12 protein-coding genes are annotated in these 16,444 nt (G+C 45.4%); 6 read left to right on the top strand and 6 right to left on the bottom strand.

Annotation, left to right across the window (positions count from 1 at the left end):
* Nucleotides 1-28: 28 nt before the first annotated feature.
* Nucleotides 29-673, bottom strand: a complete 645-nt coding sequence (upp, locus tag VL525_RS11570) for a uracil phosphoribosyltransferase (RefSeq protein ID WP_325387158.1) — start codon at nt 671-673, stop codon at nt 29-31.
* Nucleotides 674-956: 283 nt separating this feature from the next.
* On the opposite strand from upp, the gene uvrB reads away from it, so the two are divergent.
* The 4 genes from uvrB to VL525_RS11550 all read left to right on the top strand — a co-directional run bounded on the left by uvrB (nt 957) and on the right by VL525_RS11550 (nt 6,354).
* Complete coding sequence (uvrB, locus tag VL525_RS11565) at nt 957-2,981, top strand: excinuclease ABC subunit UvrB (protein ID WP_325386634.1); 2,025 nt, start codon at nt 957-959, stop codon at nt 2,979-2,981.
* Nucleotides 2,982-3,231: 250 nt separating this feature from the next.
* Nucleotides 3,232-3,474: a DUF4834 domain-containing protein gene (locus VL525_RS11560; RefSeq protein ID WP_325386632.1), complete on the top strand. Its 243-nt coding sequence runs from the start codon at nt 3,232-3,234 to the stop codon at nt 3,472-3,474.
* Nucleotide 3,475: 1 nt separating this feature from the next.
* Nucleotides 3,476-3,748 carry a hypothetical protein gene (locus VL525_RS11555; protein WP_325386630.1) on the top strand — a complete coding sequence of 91 codons (273 nt, stop codon included), beginning with the start codon at nt 3,476-3,478 and terminating at the stop codon, nt 3,746-3,748.
* Nucleotides 3,749-3,855: 107 nt separating this feature from the next.
* A complete protein-coding gene (locus tag VL525_RS11550; protein ID WP_325386628.1) occupies nt 3,856-6,354 on the top strand; it encodes a YfhO family protein in 2,499 nt (832 codons plus the stop codon).
* A 57-nt stretch (nt 6,355-6,411) separates the two neighbouring features.
* Here the strand turns inward: VL525_RS11550 and VL525_RS11545 are convergent, their stop codons facing one another.
* A complete protein-coding gene (locus VL525_RS11545) occupies nt 6,412-7,164 on the bottom strand; it encodes a glycosyltransferase family 2 protein (RefSeq protein ID WP_325386626.1) in 753 nt (250 codons plus the stop codon).
* Between the two features lie 116 nt (nt 7,165-7,280).
* Nucleotides 7,281-8,552 carry a glycosyltransferase gene (locus VL525_RS11540; protein WP_325386624.1) on the bottom strand — a complete coding sequence of 424 codons (1,272 nt, stop codon included), beginning with the start codon at nt 8,550-8,552 and terminating at the stop codon, nt 7,281-7,283.
* A gap of 37 nt (nt 8,553-8,589) precedes the next feature.
* Between VL525_RS11540 and VL525_RS11535 the strand changes: the two genes are divergently transcribed.
* Both VL525_RS11535 and VL525_RS11530 read left to right on the top strand, forming a co-directional pair.
* Complete coding sequence (locus tag VL525_RS11535; protein WP_325386622.1) at nt 8,590-11,760, top strand: S41 family peptidase; 3,171 nt, start codon at nt 8,590-8,592, stop codon at nt 11,758-11,760.
* 70 nt (nt 11,761-11,830) lie between these two features.
* Complete coding sequence (locus tag VL525_RS11530; protein ID WP_325386620.1) at nt 11,831-12,577, top strand: class I SAM-dependent methyltransferase; 747 nt, start codon at nt 11,831-11,833, stop codon at nt 12,575-12,577.
* Between the two features lie 133 nt (nt 12,578-12,710).
* Here VL525_RS11530 and VL525_RS11525 read toward each other — a convergent pair whose 3' ends face one another.
* The 3 genes from VL525_RS11525 to VL525_RS11515 all read right to left on the bottom strand — a co-directional run bounded on the left by VL525_RS11525 (nt 12,711) and on the right by VL525_RS11515 (nt 16,442).
* Nucleotides 12,711-13,628 (bottom strand): sugar transferase, encoded by a 918-nt coding sequence (locus VL525_RS11525; protein WP_325386618.1) that lies wholly within the window; start codon nt 13,626-13,628, stop codon nt 12,711-12,713.
* A 15-nt stretch (nt 13,629-13,643) separates the two neighbouring features.
* Nucleotides 13,644-14,417, bottom strand: coding sequence for a class I SAM-dependent methyltransferase (locus tag VL525_RS11520; RefSeq protein ID WP_325386616.1), 774 nt, complete (start codon nt 14,415-14,417; stop codon nt 13,644-13,646).
* Nucleotides 14,418-14,489: 72 nt separating this feature from the next.
* Nucleotides 14,490-16,442, bottom strand: a complete 1,953-nt coding sequence (locus VL525_RS11515) for an OmpA family protein (protein WP_325386614.1) — start codon at nt 16,440-16,442, stop codon at nt 14,490-14,492.
* Between the last annotated feature and the right edge of the window lie 2 nt (nt 16,443-16,444).

Raw genomic sequence — 16,444 nt, 5'->3', positions numbered from 1 at the left:
CATTCGAAATTCGAAATTCGAAATCCAATCAGACTTTTTCGCCATACGCCAAATCACCGGCATCCCCCAGGCCAGGCACAATATAAGCCTTGGAAGTCATTTCCTCGTCTATTGCCCCCACCCATATATGTGCCTTGGGCAAATTAGCTTTTACATGCTCAATGCCTACGGTGCTGGCAATAACGGCGGCTATGTGCAGCTCTTTGATGGAATACATCGCCATCAGCTCCTTGCAAACCTGCACCATACTTTGCCCCGTGGCCAGCATGGTATCGCAAAGAATAAATATTTTTCCGTCAAGATTCGGCGTGGCGATATGGTCGATATTGATAATAAAGTCGCCGTTCTTCCGCACCTTGCGGTAGGCCGTAATAAACGCCGAAGACGCTTTGTCAAAAACATTCAGTAACCCCTGGTGAAACGGCAGACCGGCCCTCAGGATGGTGCCTATTACCGGCTGCGTTGCCGGCACCTCAACAATAGCCGTGCCCAGCGGCGTCTGCACCTCACGGGTAATATATTTTAATTTTTTGCTGATCTCATAAGCCAGTATTTCGCCTATCCTTTCCTGGTTCCTGCGGAAACGGAGCCTGTCCTGTTGTGTTTCGGCATCGCGCAGTTCGGCGAGGAATTGATTGCCTATCGTGTTGGTTTTACTGAGCACAAAAAACATGCTTAAATCTACAGATTTTGAACGCATTTTTTCTAAAACAATCATAGGATCCGGAATAAAATTAAACGCTTAGCTGACAGTTATATAGGACTAACGAATTCGGTTATTATTAAGTTTTTTGTATCGGTAATATTTTGACACGCTGGGTATTTCAACTCTACTGACATAAGGTTGTCAAAAATAGATCGTCTATTTGTATGGTGAATTTATGCGCGGTTTTTATTACCGGGAGCAAACATTCCCAAACACATACCATTATTTAATATTGTATTTTTGTATTCCTATGGATTTCAAATTAACTTCAGAATACCAACCCACCGGCGACCAGCCTGAAGCGATAAAGCAACTGGTGCAGGGTGTCCATAATAACGATACGTATCAAACCCTGCTTGGCGTTACAGGCTCGGGAAAAACTTTTACCATTGCCAATGTTATTGCGCAAACCCAGCGCCCCACACTGATACTAAGCCATAATAAAACACTGGCGGCCCAGCTTTACGGCGAATTCAAGCAGTTCTTCCCCGAAAACGCGGTGAACTACTTCGTTTCCTACTACGATTATTACCAGCCCGAGGCTTTTATACCAACCACCAATACTTATATCGAAAAGGACCTGCAGATAAACGACGAGATAGAAAAGCTGCGCCTGCGAACGACTTCGGCTTTGATGTCGGGTAGGCGGGACGTGATCGTGGTTTCGTCTATTTCCTGCATCTATGGTATGGGTAACCCGGAGGATTTTAAGGACTCGGTGTTCAAATTTGCTGTAGGCACCCGCATCAGTCGTAACGCGTTCCTGCATCGGCTTGTCGAGATATTGTACGCCCGCACCACCGCCGATTTCAAGCGGGGTACTTTCCGCGTTAAGGGCGATGTGGTGGATATTTACCCGGCCTACCTGGATTACGCCTACCGCATTTCGTTTTTCGGGGATGATATTGAGGAACTGAGCAGTTTTGATCCCGGCACGGGAAAGACCATTGAGAAAATGACCCACATGGTACTGTTCCCGGCCAACTTGTACGTTGCCCCGCGCGAGCGTTTCACCCAATCCATCTGGGCCATACAGGAAGAACTGGAAGTACGCAAAAAACAGTTTATTGATGACCAGCGTTTCCTGGAAGCCAAACGGCTGGAGGAAAGAGTTAATTACGACCTGGAAATGATCCGTGAACTGGGTTATTGCTCTGGTATCGAAAACTACTCAAGGTTTTTCGACGGCCGCAAACCCGGCGCCCGCCCCTTCTGCCTGCTGGATTATTTCCCGGATGATTACCTGATGGTGATAGACGAAAGCCACGTAACCGTACCCCAGATAAGGGCCATGTACGGTGGCGACCGTTCCCGAAAAATATCGCTGGTAGAATATGGCTTCCGCCTGCCGGCTGCTTTGGATAACCGCCCGCTCAACTTCCAGGAGTTCGAAAAACTTGCCCCGCAAACCATTTATGTGAGTGCAACGCCGGGCGATTTCGAGCTGGAAAAATCGGAAGGTATCGTGGTTGAACAGGTGATACGCCCGACCGGATTGCTGGACCCGGTGATAGATGTGCGCCCGGTAATCAACCAGGTGGATGACCTGCTGGAAGAAGTGGATCAAACCGTAAAACAAGGCGACCGCGTGCTGGTAACTACGCTAACCAAACGCATGGCCGAAGAACTGGCAAAATACATGGACAGGCTGGGCATCAAATGCCGCTATATCCATAGCGAAGTAAAGACCCTGGAAAGAGTCGAGATTTTGAGGGGCTTGCGCCTGGGCGAGTTTGATGTGCTGATCGGAATTAACCTGCTGCGCGAGGGCTTAGACCTGCCCGAAGTATCGCTGGTAGCTATCCTTGATGCCGACAAAGAAGGCTTTCTTCGTTCGGAACGCTCGCTGATACAAACTATTGGCCGTGCTGCCCGTAACGACCGCGGCCGGGTAATTATGTACGCCGATAAGATCACCGACTCGATGCAGATAACGATGGATGAAACCAATCGTCGCCGGGAAAAGCAGGTCTTATACAATACCGAGCACGGCATCACACCAAAAACTGTAGGCAAATCGCGCGAGGCCATTATCGAACAAACCTCGGTGATGGATTTTGTGGGTGGCGTACAAAAGGCTTATGTCGAAGCTGATTCTGTTTCGCTTGCCGCCGACCCTATCGTCCAGTATATGAGTAAACCCGACCTGAAAAAAGCTATTGAAAATACCCGCAAGGAAATGATTACCGCAGCAAAAGACATGGATTTCCTGCTCGCAGCCAAACTTCGTGACGAAATGTTCGCGCTGGAAAAGCTGATGGAAGAAAAATTCTGATGTAGATTGGATGTGCGGATTTCAGATGTGCAGATGCCAATCGCACCGTAATATCATTACAAAATCATAAATCACTTGCACATCCGCATATCTGCACATTTGCACATCAATATTAGTAACAAAAACTTTCGTCGTACGTCATAATTTTGTGTTTCAGTACGATGTCATAATTTTGCATCCTATCATACACAAACATTTTTAACGTTATAAACTTATATTTGTAATATTTGTAGGATTAAATTCAGGATCGATGTTATTACTTCGCTTTTTATTCTTTGCTATTCTCATCATGTATATCATACGCGCCCTGGTGCGCCTTTTATTGCCTATGCTTTTCCAGGGCATGGTTAATAAGGCACAACAACAGGGTCAGCAGCAATACCGCAGTCAGAAACAACCTGAAGGAAAAGTGAAGGTTGACTATATACCTGAAAATAAAAGTTCCATTCCCGATTCGGAGGGTGACTTTATCGATTATGAGGAAATAAAATAACGTGGATCAAAAACCGGTATTCAGACGCCGTCACTTCGGCAATCCTGCCGTCTTCAATATACTCGTAACCAACTATGTTGTCGCTGCGTTTGGCCTGGCTATTTTTGTCAACTCCCAGCATAAATTATACTGGTTTTTTTGGGTGGTTATGGGCGGCGTGGCCGTTTACAACGTCTTCGCCCTTTATAAAAATCGCGAAGAATTGGACAAAATGTCCATTATCGCTTACATCATCGGCCTGGCAGGCATGGGCCTGTTATTCCTGGCATTCTAAGTCATTATTACACTGTTACTTTCCTGCAATCAAAATTTAATTCCTATTCTAAGTCAAATTTCTATTTTTGGGGGGAATTTTATTTTTTCTCCATTCAAAAAACTTAAATGAGCAACTGGTTCAAGCGTAACGCCACTCACCTGGCCATCATCGGAATTTTAATAGCGATCTGTTTCTTCTACTTCACCCCGGCCTTCCAGGGAAAGACTTTGGGCCAAACCGATGTGATCGGCGCGCAATCCACTCAAACAGAGATCAATCATTATAGGGAAAAAGACACTACCATACTGTGGACCAACCAAATATTTGGCGGCATGCCAACCTTCCAGATATGGGCGCCTTACCCTGATAACGTTACCACGTGGGTAGTGAAAGCGGTAACCAACGTCTTCCCCGATCCGCTTTACAACATATTTATTTTGCTGTTCGGGTCGTATTTCCTGTTCTGCGTGTTAAAGCTCAACCCCTGGCTGGCAGCGGCAGGCGCTGTTGCGTTTACGTTCTCGTCCTACAATATCATATTATTAGCGGCGGGGCACTCAAACCAGGCTTTTGCCATCTCGTTCTTTGCACCGATAATCGCCAGTATCATCCTTACATTGCGGGGCAGGTATTGGCTCGGAGGCTCATTGACGGCCTTGTTCCTAGCGCTTGAGATAAGGGCTAACCACGTACAAATGACCTATTACCTGTTACTGGTAATTTTTATACTCATTGGCATAGAACTGTACCACGCCATCAAAAATAAAACAACAAACGCTTTCCTCAAATCACTGGGTTATCTTGGCGCCGGCGCTTTGCTTGCCCTTATGGTCAATGCATCATCGTTGTGGAGCACTTATGAATACGGCAAGGAAACCATCCGTGGCCAGTCTAATCTTAAACAAACTGCAGCAGAACCCAGCAATGGCCTGGATAAGAATTACGCTTACGAATACAGCCAGACACCGGGCGAAACCTTTACCTTTCTGATACCCAATGCCTATGGCGGCGACTCAGGCTTAAATGCGCTTGATTTTCAAAATTCCGACTTTAACAAAGCATTCGTATCGGCCGGCGTGCCGCAGGAACAGGTTGGCAATGCCCTGCAGCAATTAGCCAGCATCGGCATCCAGTTTTCGACATATTGGGGCGATAAGCCATTAACCAGCGGGCCGCATTATATGGGCGCTGTTATCTGCTTCCTGTTCATTTTCGGTTTGTTTATCGTACGGAGCCGTATCAAATGGTGGCTATTGGCGTCCGTTATCCTGACGGTCTTATTATCATTCGGCGACTCGTTCCCGTACGTATCCGATATCTTCTTTAAATATTTCCCACTGTATAATAAGTTTCGGGCAATAGAATCCATCTTGTCTGTCACCGGTTTGTGTGTGCCTATACTTGCAATACTGGCCATAAAGGAAATAACAGATGGCACAACGGATAAAGCCGAGGCTCTAAAAAAATTAAAGATCACCTTTTACATTTTGGGTGGCATCACGCTTTTAATGGCCATATTGCCCGACCTGCTGCTGAGTTTCCGTCCCGCCAGCCAGGCTACCCTGGTGAAAAACCTTACCCAGGTATTGAAAAATGACAGCGGTTCGGCAAATAGCATTGTTAACGCCCTGGTGAGGGACCGTATTTACCTTGAGCGAATGGATGCTATCCGTTCATTTATTTTCCTTGTGCTGACGTTTGGCGTATTGATCGCCTTTATCAAAGGCAAGATCAAGCCGCTGGTGTTGGGAATCGTCATGTTCGCACTTATCCTGGTCGACTTATGGCAGATCGATAAGCGCTATCTTAAAGATGAATATTTTACGGAACGCCAGGAAAACCTGCAGCAAAGGCCACGTGAGATCGACCAGCTGATCAACCGTGACACCGACCCGGATTACCGAGTTGTGGATCTCGGGCAGTCTCCAAAGCAAGACATGACAACACCGTTCTTCCATAAGTCGGTTTGGGGCTATTCGGCGGCAAGACTAAAACGTATCCAGGAAGTTATCGATAACCAATTCTCAAAAAGCATTAACCAGGATGTACTGGATATGCTGAATACCAAGTATATCATTACCCAGGACCCGCAAACAGGTAACCAAACCGTAAAAACCAATAATACTGCTTGCGGACATGCGTGGTTTGTGAAGGATGTGGAATACGTGAAGGATGCCGACGAGGAGATGAAAGCCATCAGTGCCTTCTCGCCAAAAGATAAAGTGATCGTCGACCAGCGCTTTAAAGGGCAGATCGACGGAAAATCGATCGGTATGGACCCGAACGGCAGCATAAAACTTACCAGCTACTCACCCGACCACATGGTTTATCAAAGCGGCACCTCGGTTAATTCGATCGCCATTTTTTCTGAGATCTATTACGATAAGGGATGGACGATGTATGTAGATGGCAAGGAACAACCTTACTTCCGCGCCGATTATTTACTGCGCGCCGCTGTTATCCCGGTTGGGAATCATAAGGTAGAATTTATTTTCCACCCGGCATCTTATTATGCAGGTGAAAAGATCTCGTTGGCAGGCTCCATAATATTGATACTGGCGCTGGGCGGGGTTGTTTTTATATCGCTAAGGAAGAAACCTGAGGGAGCGGTCAAGGCAGCTTAGCAATACGCCTGTTTTATATGAAATAGCGATGGGGTTGAAACTCATCGCTATTTTTATTTAGTCATTTGTCCGCCGATGCAATAGCCAATACCACCCGAGGTTAAAGGCGATGACAGCGTGGTTAAACAATGTCGGCACCATGCCATAATACTTCTTCATGATCTCAAAGCGTTCCTTTAAACTTTGCCTGTGTCTTTTTTTTGACGTACCACCAACGAGGTACCTGGCAACATATTGGTGCACATTGACGATCTTTTTAGCCTTTTTAGCCGCATTCAATATCCAGTCTATATCCGCGCTTAAATGATATGTGCGGTCAAATGGTTCAGCCAGTGACCGCCGCACATAAATGGCCTGGTGGCTCACACTCATGCCATATTTAAAGCTCCGCCAGGTAAAACTTTCCGGCGCTTTATGGCGGCGCTGCCCGAGGCTGTTACCTTTGGCATCTATCATTTCAGTCTCACCGTAGTAAATGTCGGCATGTTCAGCCGTCGTGAAGACTTTTGTTACAGTATCGTTCGAGTAAAATTCATCACCCGAATTCATAAACAACACATAGTCTCCGGTAGCGGCAGCTAACCCCTTATTCATCGCGTCGTATATTCCCTCGTCCTTTTCGCTGATCAGTTTAGCCAGTTTGTCCTTGTATTTTTTGACAATTTCCATCGTACCATCTGTAGAAAGCCCGTCGACAACGATATATTCAATGCTCCCATAAGTTTGTTCCAACACCGAAAGCATTGTCCGCTCAATATCCCCGGCGCTGTTATAAACAATGGTGATGACGCTTAATTTAGGGTTGAACATTTGCCATGATTGATTACTCTGTGTTTCTCCGTGAAAAAACTCAGTGACCTCCGTGGTGAATTAGTTAGGTTTAACCACAGGGGACGCAAAGAACTACACATAGTTTCGCAGAGAAATTAGATTTTTAATATATGTTTATAAAGTTCGATATGCCTAGTTGCTATCACCTCTTCTGAAAACTTTTCCATCACCGTTTGCCGGGCATTTCTATTCAACCGTTCCCTGTCCGTGTGATGGATCATCCATTCCATTCCGTTTGCAAAACTTTCAGACGAGCGGTATTCAGCAAGATAGCCATTATATTCATGCTTCACCATGTCGGGAATGCCGCCGGTGGTAAAAGCTATAACAGGCGTCCCGCAGCTAAGGCTTTCCATTACAGTATAGGGCAGGTTATCCTCCAGCGACGGTATCAGGAAAGCATCCGCTGCGGCATAGCAAACGGACAGCCTTTCATCATCGCCGATAGTGCCTAAAAAACTGGCCCTGAACGGAAACTCCGGTACGTCTTCGGTATTCCGGTTACCAAAAACTACCAGTTCAATATTCCGGGCTTTTGCCCCTAACCTTTCCTTTAACAATTCAAGGCTTTCCAGCAAATAGCTTGTGCCCTTATGCATATCCTTCCGCGATGGCATAAATCCGCTTAGGAGGATGTATTTGTCTTTCGGAAAACCGGCTTTCTCTTTCGCCAATGATTTATCCATCGGTTTAAATATATCCGTTTCCAGTGTATTGGGTATTTGCTCAACCGTCTTCCCCTTCATCAGGCTGCTTTCTTTCACCGATTTTTGCATCCAGGCGCTTGGCGCAACAATATTAAAATTCAGCACATCATATGCTGCCCGCTTCTGCTTCCATATTTTATGCGACTGGTCATCAGGATCGGCGTTTTTCAGCAAAGGACAATTACCACATTCGTTTTTGAAATGATCGCAGGTATAGCGTACGTGGCAGCCGCCGGTAAAGGCGTTGCTATCGTGGAAGGTCCACACCACGGGCTTTTTCAGCTTTGCTATTTCGGCAATGTGTTTTGGATCCAGGAAACCGTGATTTACCCAGTGCAGGTGTATGATATCGGCTGCCTCAACATCAGGGTGATGTATAACAGAACGCCCGAACCAGGCGAAAGAGAAAGGTGTCTTTAATGCTTTGAGGTACCGTTTAGCTAATATTCTTTCTAAAATAATTGTGGCAGCGATGTAGCCTTTCTGCAATAAATTTGTGTTAAAATCACCAATATCCGGATTTTTTCCGAATTTGTAATGCACAATTACTTTAGATTCAATACCTTGATCTGTCAATGCGCGGTTAAGCCTGACACAGGCCCTGCCCGCTCCACCGTTACCATCGTAGGTATTTAAATGCACTACTTTCAAGATGTCCAAAAATACATTTATTCAATTCAAATAATTTTCAAGTAATATGAAAAAACTATACCTGTCCTTTTTCACAATTATTCTCTTCGGCAACCTCGTTACGGCCCAAAGCCAGGAAACTTACTTTACCTCGTATCCAACGCTTACGCCCGACGGCAAAACTGTCATATTCAGCTATGAGGGCGACCTGTGGAAAGCAGAGATCGGCAACCCGGTAGCCTCAAGGCTTACCGCCATGCAGGGCGAGGAGACATCGCCAAGAGTCTCGCCCGATGGCAAATGGCTGGCTTTCTCATCCAATCAATTCGGCAATAACGATGTGTACCTGATGCCGCTGGCCGGTGGCGACATCAAACAATTGACTTTTCATGATGCCAACGACCAGGTAGATTCGTGGAGCTGGGATTCAAAGTCGGTCTATTTCACTTCCAATCGCTACAACAGCTTCAGCGAATATAAAGTGGGGGTTAACGGGGGCACGCCAACGCGCTTGTTCAGCAATTATTTCAATACCATTCATGGCGTTTTTGAACACCCAACAAGTGGCGAGCTGTTTTTCAGCGATACCTGGGAAAGCTACCTGTTTGCAAACAGGAAACGCTACAAGGGCGCTTACAACCCGGATATACAATCCTACAATCCAAAAACCAAAGCTTATAAACAATATACTACCTGGCAGGGCAAGGACTTTTGGGCGACGCTCGACCAGAAAGGTAACATCTACTTCGTATCCGACGAAGGCAACGAGGAATATAACCTCTATACTTTCGCCGATGGCAAGAAAACGGCTTTAACGCAATTTCCTACTTCCATCAAGCGCCCTTATGTAAGCGCCAATGGCGAAAAAGTGGTATTTGAGAAAGATTACCAGCTTTATGTTTATGATGTCGCCTCGAAACAAACACAAAAACTAAACTTTAACATGTTCCGCAACGACGTTTTGCCCAAGGAGCAGGAGTATGATGTAAAGGGCAAAATTGAGGCAATGGACGTTTCGCCCGACGGCAAAAAACTGGCTTTCGTTTCCCGCGGCGAGCTTTTTGTAAGCGATGTGGAGGGTAAGTTTATCCGAAAGATAGATCGCGGGAACAGCGAACGCGTAACGGAAGTAAAATGGCTGGCCGATAACAAGTCGCTTATATTCAGTCAAACGCTGGGCGGCTATTTTAACTGGTACACCATCGCAGCCGATGGATCGGGACAGGAAAAGCAGATAACTTCCGACAAGCAAAACAACAGGGATCTTAGCACCAACAAGGCTCATACTCAGGGGGCATACCTGAGCGGCCGTGAGGAAGTGCGGTTGATAGACCTGAAAGACCTTACCAGCAAAACCATTGCAAAAGACGAGGTTTGGGGATTTGAAGATTCATCACCTTATATTTCTCCAAATGGCGAATACGTGGTTTACAATGCGCACCGCAATTTTGAGCAGGACATTTTTATCTGCAATATAAAAACGGGAAAAACCATGAATTTGACCAACAGTGGTGTTTCGGAGTCGGAGCCGTTCTGGTCGCCGGATGGAAAGTATGTCTACTTTGCGACATCGCGCACACAACCCGAATACCCTTACGGATCGAGGGACGCACACATCTACCGTATGCCGCTGCAGAAATTTGACGACGAATTCAGGCTGAATAAATTCAACGATCTTTTTAAGGAAACAAAAAAAGATTCGACCGACAATAAAACAAAGGATAAAAAGAAAGATAGCAAGAAACCTGAGGCGCCAACCCCGAAACCGCCGGCCGAGATCGTCATCAACACAGAGGACCTGATGAAAAGGATTGAACGCATCAGCCCGAATTTTGGCAGTCAGCGGTCGCCTTATGTGATACAGAAGGGCGATAAAACGCATGTGCTGTATATGTCGAACCATGCCGAAGGCAAATGGGCGCTTTATCATACCACTATACAACCTTTCGAGGAAAACAAGACAGAGAAGGTTGGCAGCGATGTACCCGGTTATGATATTGAAGTGGCCGGCGATAAGTATTATGTATTGGGATCGGGCAATATTTATACGCTGAACCTGGACAATAACAAGACGGAACGGATAGAAATGAGTTATAAATTCGACCGCAACCTCGCCGGCGAGTTTAAGGAAATGTTTGACGAGGCCTGGGCCGGCCTGGAAGAGAACTATTATGACGGCGATTTTCATGGTACAGACTGGAAGAAAATGCACGACCAGTATGCCGCCTATTTACCTTACCTTAACAACCGGGCCGATCTGCGTTTGTTGCTGAATGACATGTTAGGTGAACTCAATTCGTCGCACCAGGGCTTCTATTCGAACGGTGGAGAGGAAACCAGGACCCTCCGTTATCATAGCATGGAAACCGGCATAGTATTTAACAACGATGATCCTTACAAGGTAGATTCAGTTTTAAAAAACACCAATGCCGATAAAATTGAAATAAACATCAAACCAGGCGACCGCCTGAAAGCGGTTAATGGCGTTACGGTTGATGAAAAACAAGACAGGAACTTTTATTTCTCAAAACCTTCGCTCGATAAGGAATTGGAGTTAACCTTTACCCGCGGAGGCAAAGACATCGATGTAAAAGTTCACCCCGAATCGAGCGGCGATTTCTCCGGCGACTTTTACGACGACTGGATAGAGCGCAACAAGAAGGAAGTTGAAGAAAAAAGCAAAGATCGAATCGCCTATGTGTATATGAAAAATATGGGGGGCGGTGCGTTGGAAACCTTCCTGGAAGACATGGTGGATTATGCCTACAAAAAGGATGCGCTGATACTCGACCTGCGCTATAATACCGGCGGCAATGTGCACGATGCCGTTCTGCAGTTCTTGTCTCAACGCCCTTATTTACAATGGCAATACCGCGGCGGGCAAAAAACACAGCAACCCAACTTTTCACCATCAGCCAAACCGATCGTATTACTGGTAAATGAACAAACCCTGAGCGATGGAGAGATGACCGCTGCAGGTTTTAAGGAACTCAAATTGGGCAAGATCATCGGCACCGAAACCTATCGCTGGATCATCTTTACCAGCGGCAAAGGGTTGGTCGACGGTTCGTTTTACCGTATACCGGCCTGGGGCTGCTTTACATTGGATGGCAAGGATATAGAAAAAAATGGCGTGGTGCCCGACATCAACGTAAAAACCGGTTTCACCGACCGTCTTGAAAACAAGGACCCGCAATTAGACAGGGCGATAGAAGAGATCACAAAACAATTGAAATAAAATATGCTTATAGGTAGGGGCGCAAAATTTTGCTTCCCTACCTAATATTTTCTTTTCTTTGCATCCATAAATGGGTAACGAACTTACGGATAAGGCATTCTGGGCCAATTACTGGGAATCAAAAAAGGGACTGGCTTTTGAGGTGCCTGCCAACTATACGTTTCACAAATTACTGAAGCAGGTAATAGTTGAAAATAAGACTCAAACGGCTATAGAATTAGGCGGCTTCCCCGGCTATTATGCTATCTTTCTTAAGAAATACCTTGGACTGAAGACCACACTTTTTGACTTTTATGTGCATCAGAAAGTTTTAAAGGAAGTTTTGGACGCCAACCAGCTTACTGAAAAGGATATCGCTGTTATTGAAGGCGACTTGTTCAAATACGAACCCAAAGAAACCTACGACCTGGTGCTTTCCTGCGGCTTGATAGAGCATTTTAACGACACGAAAGACATTATAGCCCGCCATCTGACTTTTCTTAAACCTGGCGGAACGCTGTTTATAACACTGCCTAATTTTACCGGCGTTAATGGCTGGGTGCAGCGTAAATACGATATGAGTAATTACGATAAGCACAACATCAGCAGCATGAACCCCCAATTGCTTGCAGGCTATTGCAAAGAGTTAGGGTTGAAAAATGTAGAGGCCTATTATTATGGCAAGTTCTCCATCTGGCTGGAAAACCGCGATGAGCAAACCGGGATTACAAAAGCATTCCTGAAATTGTTGTGGTTAACGGGCAAGGTGGTCACTAAACTGGTGCCACTGGAAAGTAAGAAGCTTTCGCCGTATATTGTTATTAAGGCCACCAAATAAAAAAAGCTACCTGTGATTTCGAAACTGCGGTGTTGAATGGTACATCGGGGCAGTTGAGAAAACTTGTCCAAGCGACGGGCAGGGCATATGAGTTTCCCCCTCGTTCCTCGTCGAAATGACAACGGGTTTTATTCTATTTCTTCACGAAATATTTTGCCTGCAGTTGTTTCATGAAACGTATTCCGCGTTGCAGGAAGTTGCCTTTGCGCCTGCCTAGAAATTGCTTTATCGCCATGTAAGCCGGTAAACTTTCCTTGATTTCCGCCGGGAATTCCGTAACCGGCTTACGGGCTATCTGTACCTGGTAGGTTTTCTCGTTATTGGAATGGACGCCGCTGCCATCGTGCCCGATGTTGTGAACGAGCGAACGTGATGGATTTAGCGTAAGCCCACTTTTCAGAAAGATGGAAGCATACCAGCGTATGGCCCAGGAATTATTTTTTCCGGCTTTAAACTGTTCTATTTGCTTCCAGAAATTCATGTTGCCTTCAATCGAAAACTGGTGTATCTTTTGCTTATCAAACCGGTTTATCAGCTTGTCTACATCCGGCTCAAAATCCTTCCACGCCCGTGCCCAGGTGGCCCAGCCCCAGCTGGTTGCCGCACGATAAAAAAAGGTTTGCGGCAATTTCTTATTCGGCAGGTTGTACATGTAGGCGCCTACGTGCATTACCTTTTCCTCGTTAGCATAACGGTTAAGCGATTCGTTAAAATATTGTAAAGTATAAGGCGACGATAGCAGGTCATCCTCAAAAACGATCACCTTATCATATTCATTCACCAGTTTGGTAACCCCTGCAATAATGGAATTAGCCAGGCCAAGGTTCTCTTTCCGTTCTTCTATTTTGACAGATTTAAAGCCCGATGCTTCCTTTACCAGCTGCCGCACCTGTTCCACTTTAATTTTATCCGCTTCGCTTTTCGGCCCGTCAGAAAAAACAAAAAGCCGCGACTCGTCGGCCAGCAAATTCTTTTGCAGGTAGCTTAGTGTGCGCCGCGTATGTTCGGGCCGGTTATAAACAAAAAGGGCAATCGGGGCCAGGTTTTGCATAGAAGTGGGAAAAAATCAAAATATTTCGGGTTGATGATCCGCTTTCTTACAAAGCGCCGTGTACGCATTCGCCATCTCTTCGCTTTTTTTCTTGCCGGAGAGGGCGATCAATCCTTTTTTTATGCTGTACTCAATGCTGATCTTCAGATCGGTCATCAAACTTTTTGGTTTCTTTTGATTCACGTAGGTATTAAACCTGGTCACTTCGGGCTCTATCATCGATGTAAGGTCCGATACGATATCAAACCCTTCTGTCTTCAGCAAATAGCGCAGTGAAGTTGGCGTGTAGATATTAATATGCCCGTAAGCCAGAAAATGTTTTATTTTTTTATCGACATCCGCCTTATAATCGCGCGGCACCTCTATAACACAGTATTTAGCTACACGTTTTAACTCGCGGAGCAACAAACGCTCATGCTCTACATGTTCCAGCACATGCGACAGGATGATCAACTCGAAGCTGCCATCCTCAAAGGGCAAATGGTACCCGTCAAAAATTTGAACTGATCTCAGTGTGGGTATATTTCGCGCTTTAATGTGCTCAACACCGCTTTCTGATATTTCTACCGCATAGTAATCCCGCGCAAAATCCTGTTCAGCCAATAGCTTTAATATGCTGCCATCCCCGGCGCCAACCTCAAGCACCTTGTTGAAGGTCTGGCCTTTACATACATCGATAATATGCTGCGCCTTATATTTGGCGCCCAGCATGCGCCAGGCTTCATCATGCTGCTGGTAAAAGGCATCGTATGCTGTTTTAACACTACCGGTAATAATCTGTTGCTGCATATTGTGCGAAGATAAAATTATAGCACAAGATTTTGGCTTTATTGATAAATCGAAATTCGGCGTTTATTGTTTTTACTTGAGTACTGTAAATTCCGTTCGGCGATTAAGTTGCCTGTTACCCGGATTGTCCCGCCCATCGGGGAATGAATTTGGCACCAGCGGCCTGGTTTTGCCATAACCTTTTGCGGTTATCCGTTCCACAGAAATTCCTTTAGAAATAATATAGTCCACACAGGATTGAGCCCGGTTTTGCGACAGCGCCAGGTTATAAGTATCTGACCCAACCGAATCAGTATGGGAACTTAATTCAATCTTAATAGCCGGGTTATCGTTCATGATCCCAACAATTTCGTCTAACGCTTTTACCGATTCGGGCCGCAAAGTTGCCTTATCAAAATCATACAATATATTTTTGATCGTTATTGGCTTTTCAATAACATATCCTTTAAGGCAGGAATTAACCGTAAGAAGTGTATCTTTTCTTGTGCTTAAAGCCACAAATACACTTTTTGTAAAATATCCTGTCTTTTCAAATACCAGTTTATAAACAGTTGTGGCGATAGCGGTGAAGGAATAATTACCCGAAGCGCCGGTGGTGGTTACACCTACCTGTCTGCCGGAAATAGAATCAAGCAAACTTACTTTAACGCCGGATATTGACTTGGATGAGTCGCAATCAGACAGATTTCCGGCTATGGTCATCGATCTGTAGCGCAGTGTGAATAAGGTAAGGCAACATTCCGATTCCCGGTCGGAACTGAAATAGAATTGATGGTCGTTGTCGGGGTCCGCAAAATAATATAGATCATCTTTTGATGAATTGACCGGGTACCCCAGGTTATGTGGCACCGACCAAACATCATCTATATTAACCGACCAAACATCATCTATATTATAGCTTTCAAAAAAATCAAATCCCCCCAGGCCCGTAAGCCCTTTCGAACTGTATACCAGGCGCTTGCTTTTCTTATCGTAAAACGGCGCTTCGTCATCGTCCGGGGTGTTGATGGTCTTACCGGCGTTAACTGCATCGACCGGGTTGCCGTCTGCATCAAGGTTGCTTATCCAAATATCAAAGGCGCCCTGGCCGCCGGCTCTGTCGGATGCAAAGTATAAGTGTCGTCCATCGGCCGTTACAAATGGCTGAATTGAATTGGAGCCGTCTGTATTTACAATATTATTCAGCTTTTGAAGTGCCGACCAGCCACTATCACCCAGCGTCGTACAATATATTGCTGCTGTGATCTTGCCCCGATCCTTATACCAACCAGCAAGGTACATTCTTTTGTGCAGCGCATCATACGATGGTGTACTATAATGCATATCCTTTATCCCTTCATTCCCGTCAAAATTAAGCATAAGCGGGTTAGCCGAATTATTGGCGGAATAGATATGATTCAAACTCTGACTATTGTTCCGTGTCGAAGTAAACCAAAAATTGGTCCCACTCCTGGTTAAAGCATAATTTCCGCCGTCCACATTCCATGGAGCGGGCATTTTTATTACCTCAACCGGCAGGGATGCGATATATTGCTGCTTAGCAAAATAACAAGTTGCTATTTCCTTTGCAGCTATATCACTATAGCTCCGTTCACCATTATAATTTGAAGTAAACTGCTGAAGCTGCATTATTGCCTCGTCAAATCGCTGATCCGCGCGCAAGGAAACGCCAAACCACAATTTTGCTAAAGGATAGGCGGCCGCATCTTTACTACTTACCACTGTATCATACCATTTTTCGGCCTTGCCATAATCCTGGTACAAACGGTATGATTCGGCAAGTTGATAGCAGATATAGGTATGTTCACCACTGATCCTATCTTTTGGTGTCCTTCCGTGCGAGTAAAAGGGTATCTTTTTTTGCCCGGTTAACCTTCCCGTAGCTAATTGATCATAATAATAAGCAGCCTGCGAATAATTCTTATTATCAAATTCCTTTTCAGCCCTGCCCTTTATATCCTGGTACTGGGCAAATGCAGTATCAAACAAGAAAAATGAAAAAAGAATGAGGCAAAAAGTTTTCATTT

This window comes from Mucilaginibacter sp., assembly GCF_035492695.1.
Taxonomy (GTDB): Bacteria; Bacteroidota; Bacteroidia; order Sphingobacteriales; family Sphingobacteriaceae; genus Mucilaginibacter.
This window is presented reverse-complemented; position numbering and strand designations above follow the sequence as displayed.

Coding starts and splice junctions, on each gene's coding strand:
- VL525_RS11525 (WP_325386618.1), bottom strand. CDS start 13,628: ATGCAAAACCTGGCCCCGATTGCCCTTTTTGTTTATAACCGGCCCGAA.
- VL525_RS11520 (WP_325386616.1), bottom strand. CDS start 14,417: ATGCAGCAACAGATTATTACCGGTAGTGTTAAAACAGCATACGATGCC.
- VL525_RS11515 (WP_325386614.1), bottom strand. CDS start 16,442: ATGAAAACTTTTTGCCTCATTCTTTTTTCATTTTTCTTGTTTGATACT.
- VL525_RS11550 (WP_325386628.1), top strand. CDS start 3,856: ATGAGCAACTGGTTCAAGCGTAACGCCACTCACCTGGCCATCATCGGA.
- VL525_RS11560 (WP_325386632.1), top strand. CDS start 3,232: ATGTTATTACTTCGCTTTTTATTCTTTGCTATTCTCATCATGTATATC.
- upp (WP_325387158.1), bottom strand. CDS start 673: ATGTTTTTTGTGCTCAGTAAAACCAACACGATAGGCAATCAATTCCTC.
- VL525_RS11530 (WP_325386620.1), top strand. CDS start 11,831: ATGGGTAACGAACTTACGGATAAGGCATTCTGGGCCAATTACTGGGAA.
- uvrB (WP_325386634.1), top strand. CDS start 957: ATGGATTTCAAATTAACTTCAGAATACCAACCCACCGGCGACCAGCCT.
- VL525_RS11545 (WP_325386626.1), bottom strand. CDS start 7,164: ATGTTCAACCCTAAATTAAGCGTCATCACCATTGTTTATAACAGCGCC.
- VL525_RS11535 (WP_325386622.1), top strand. CDS start 8,590: ATGAAAAAACTATACCTGTCCTTTTTCACAATTATTCTCTTCGGCAAC.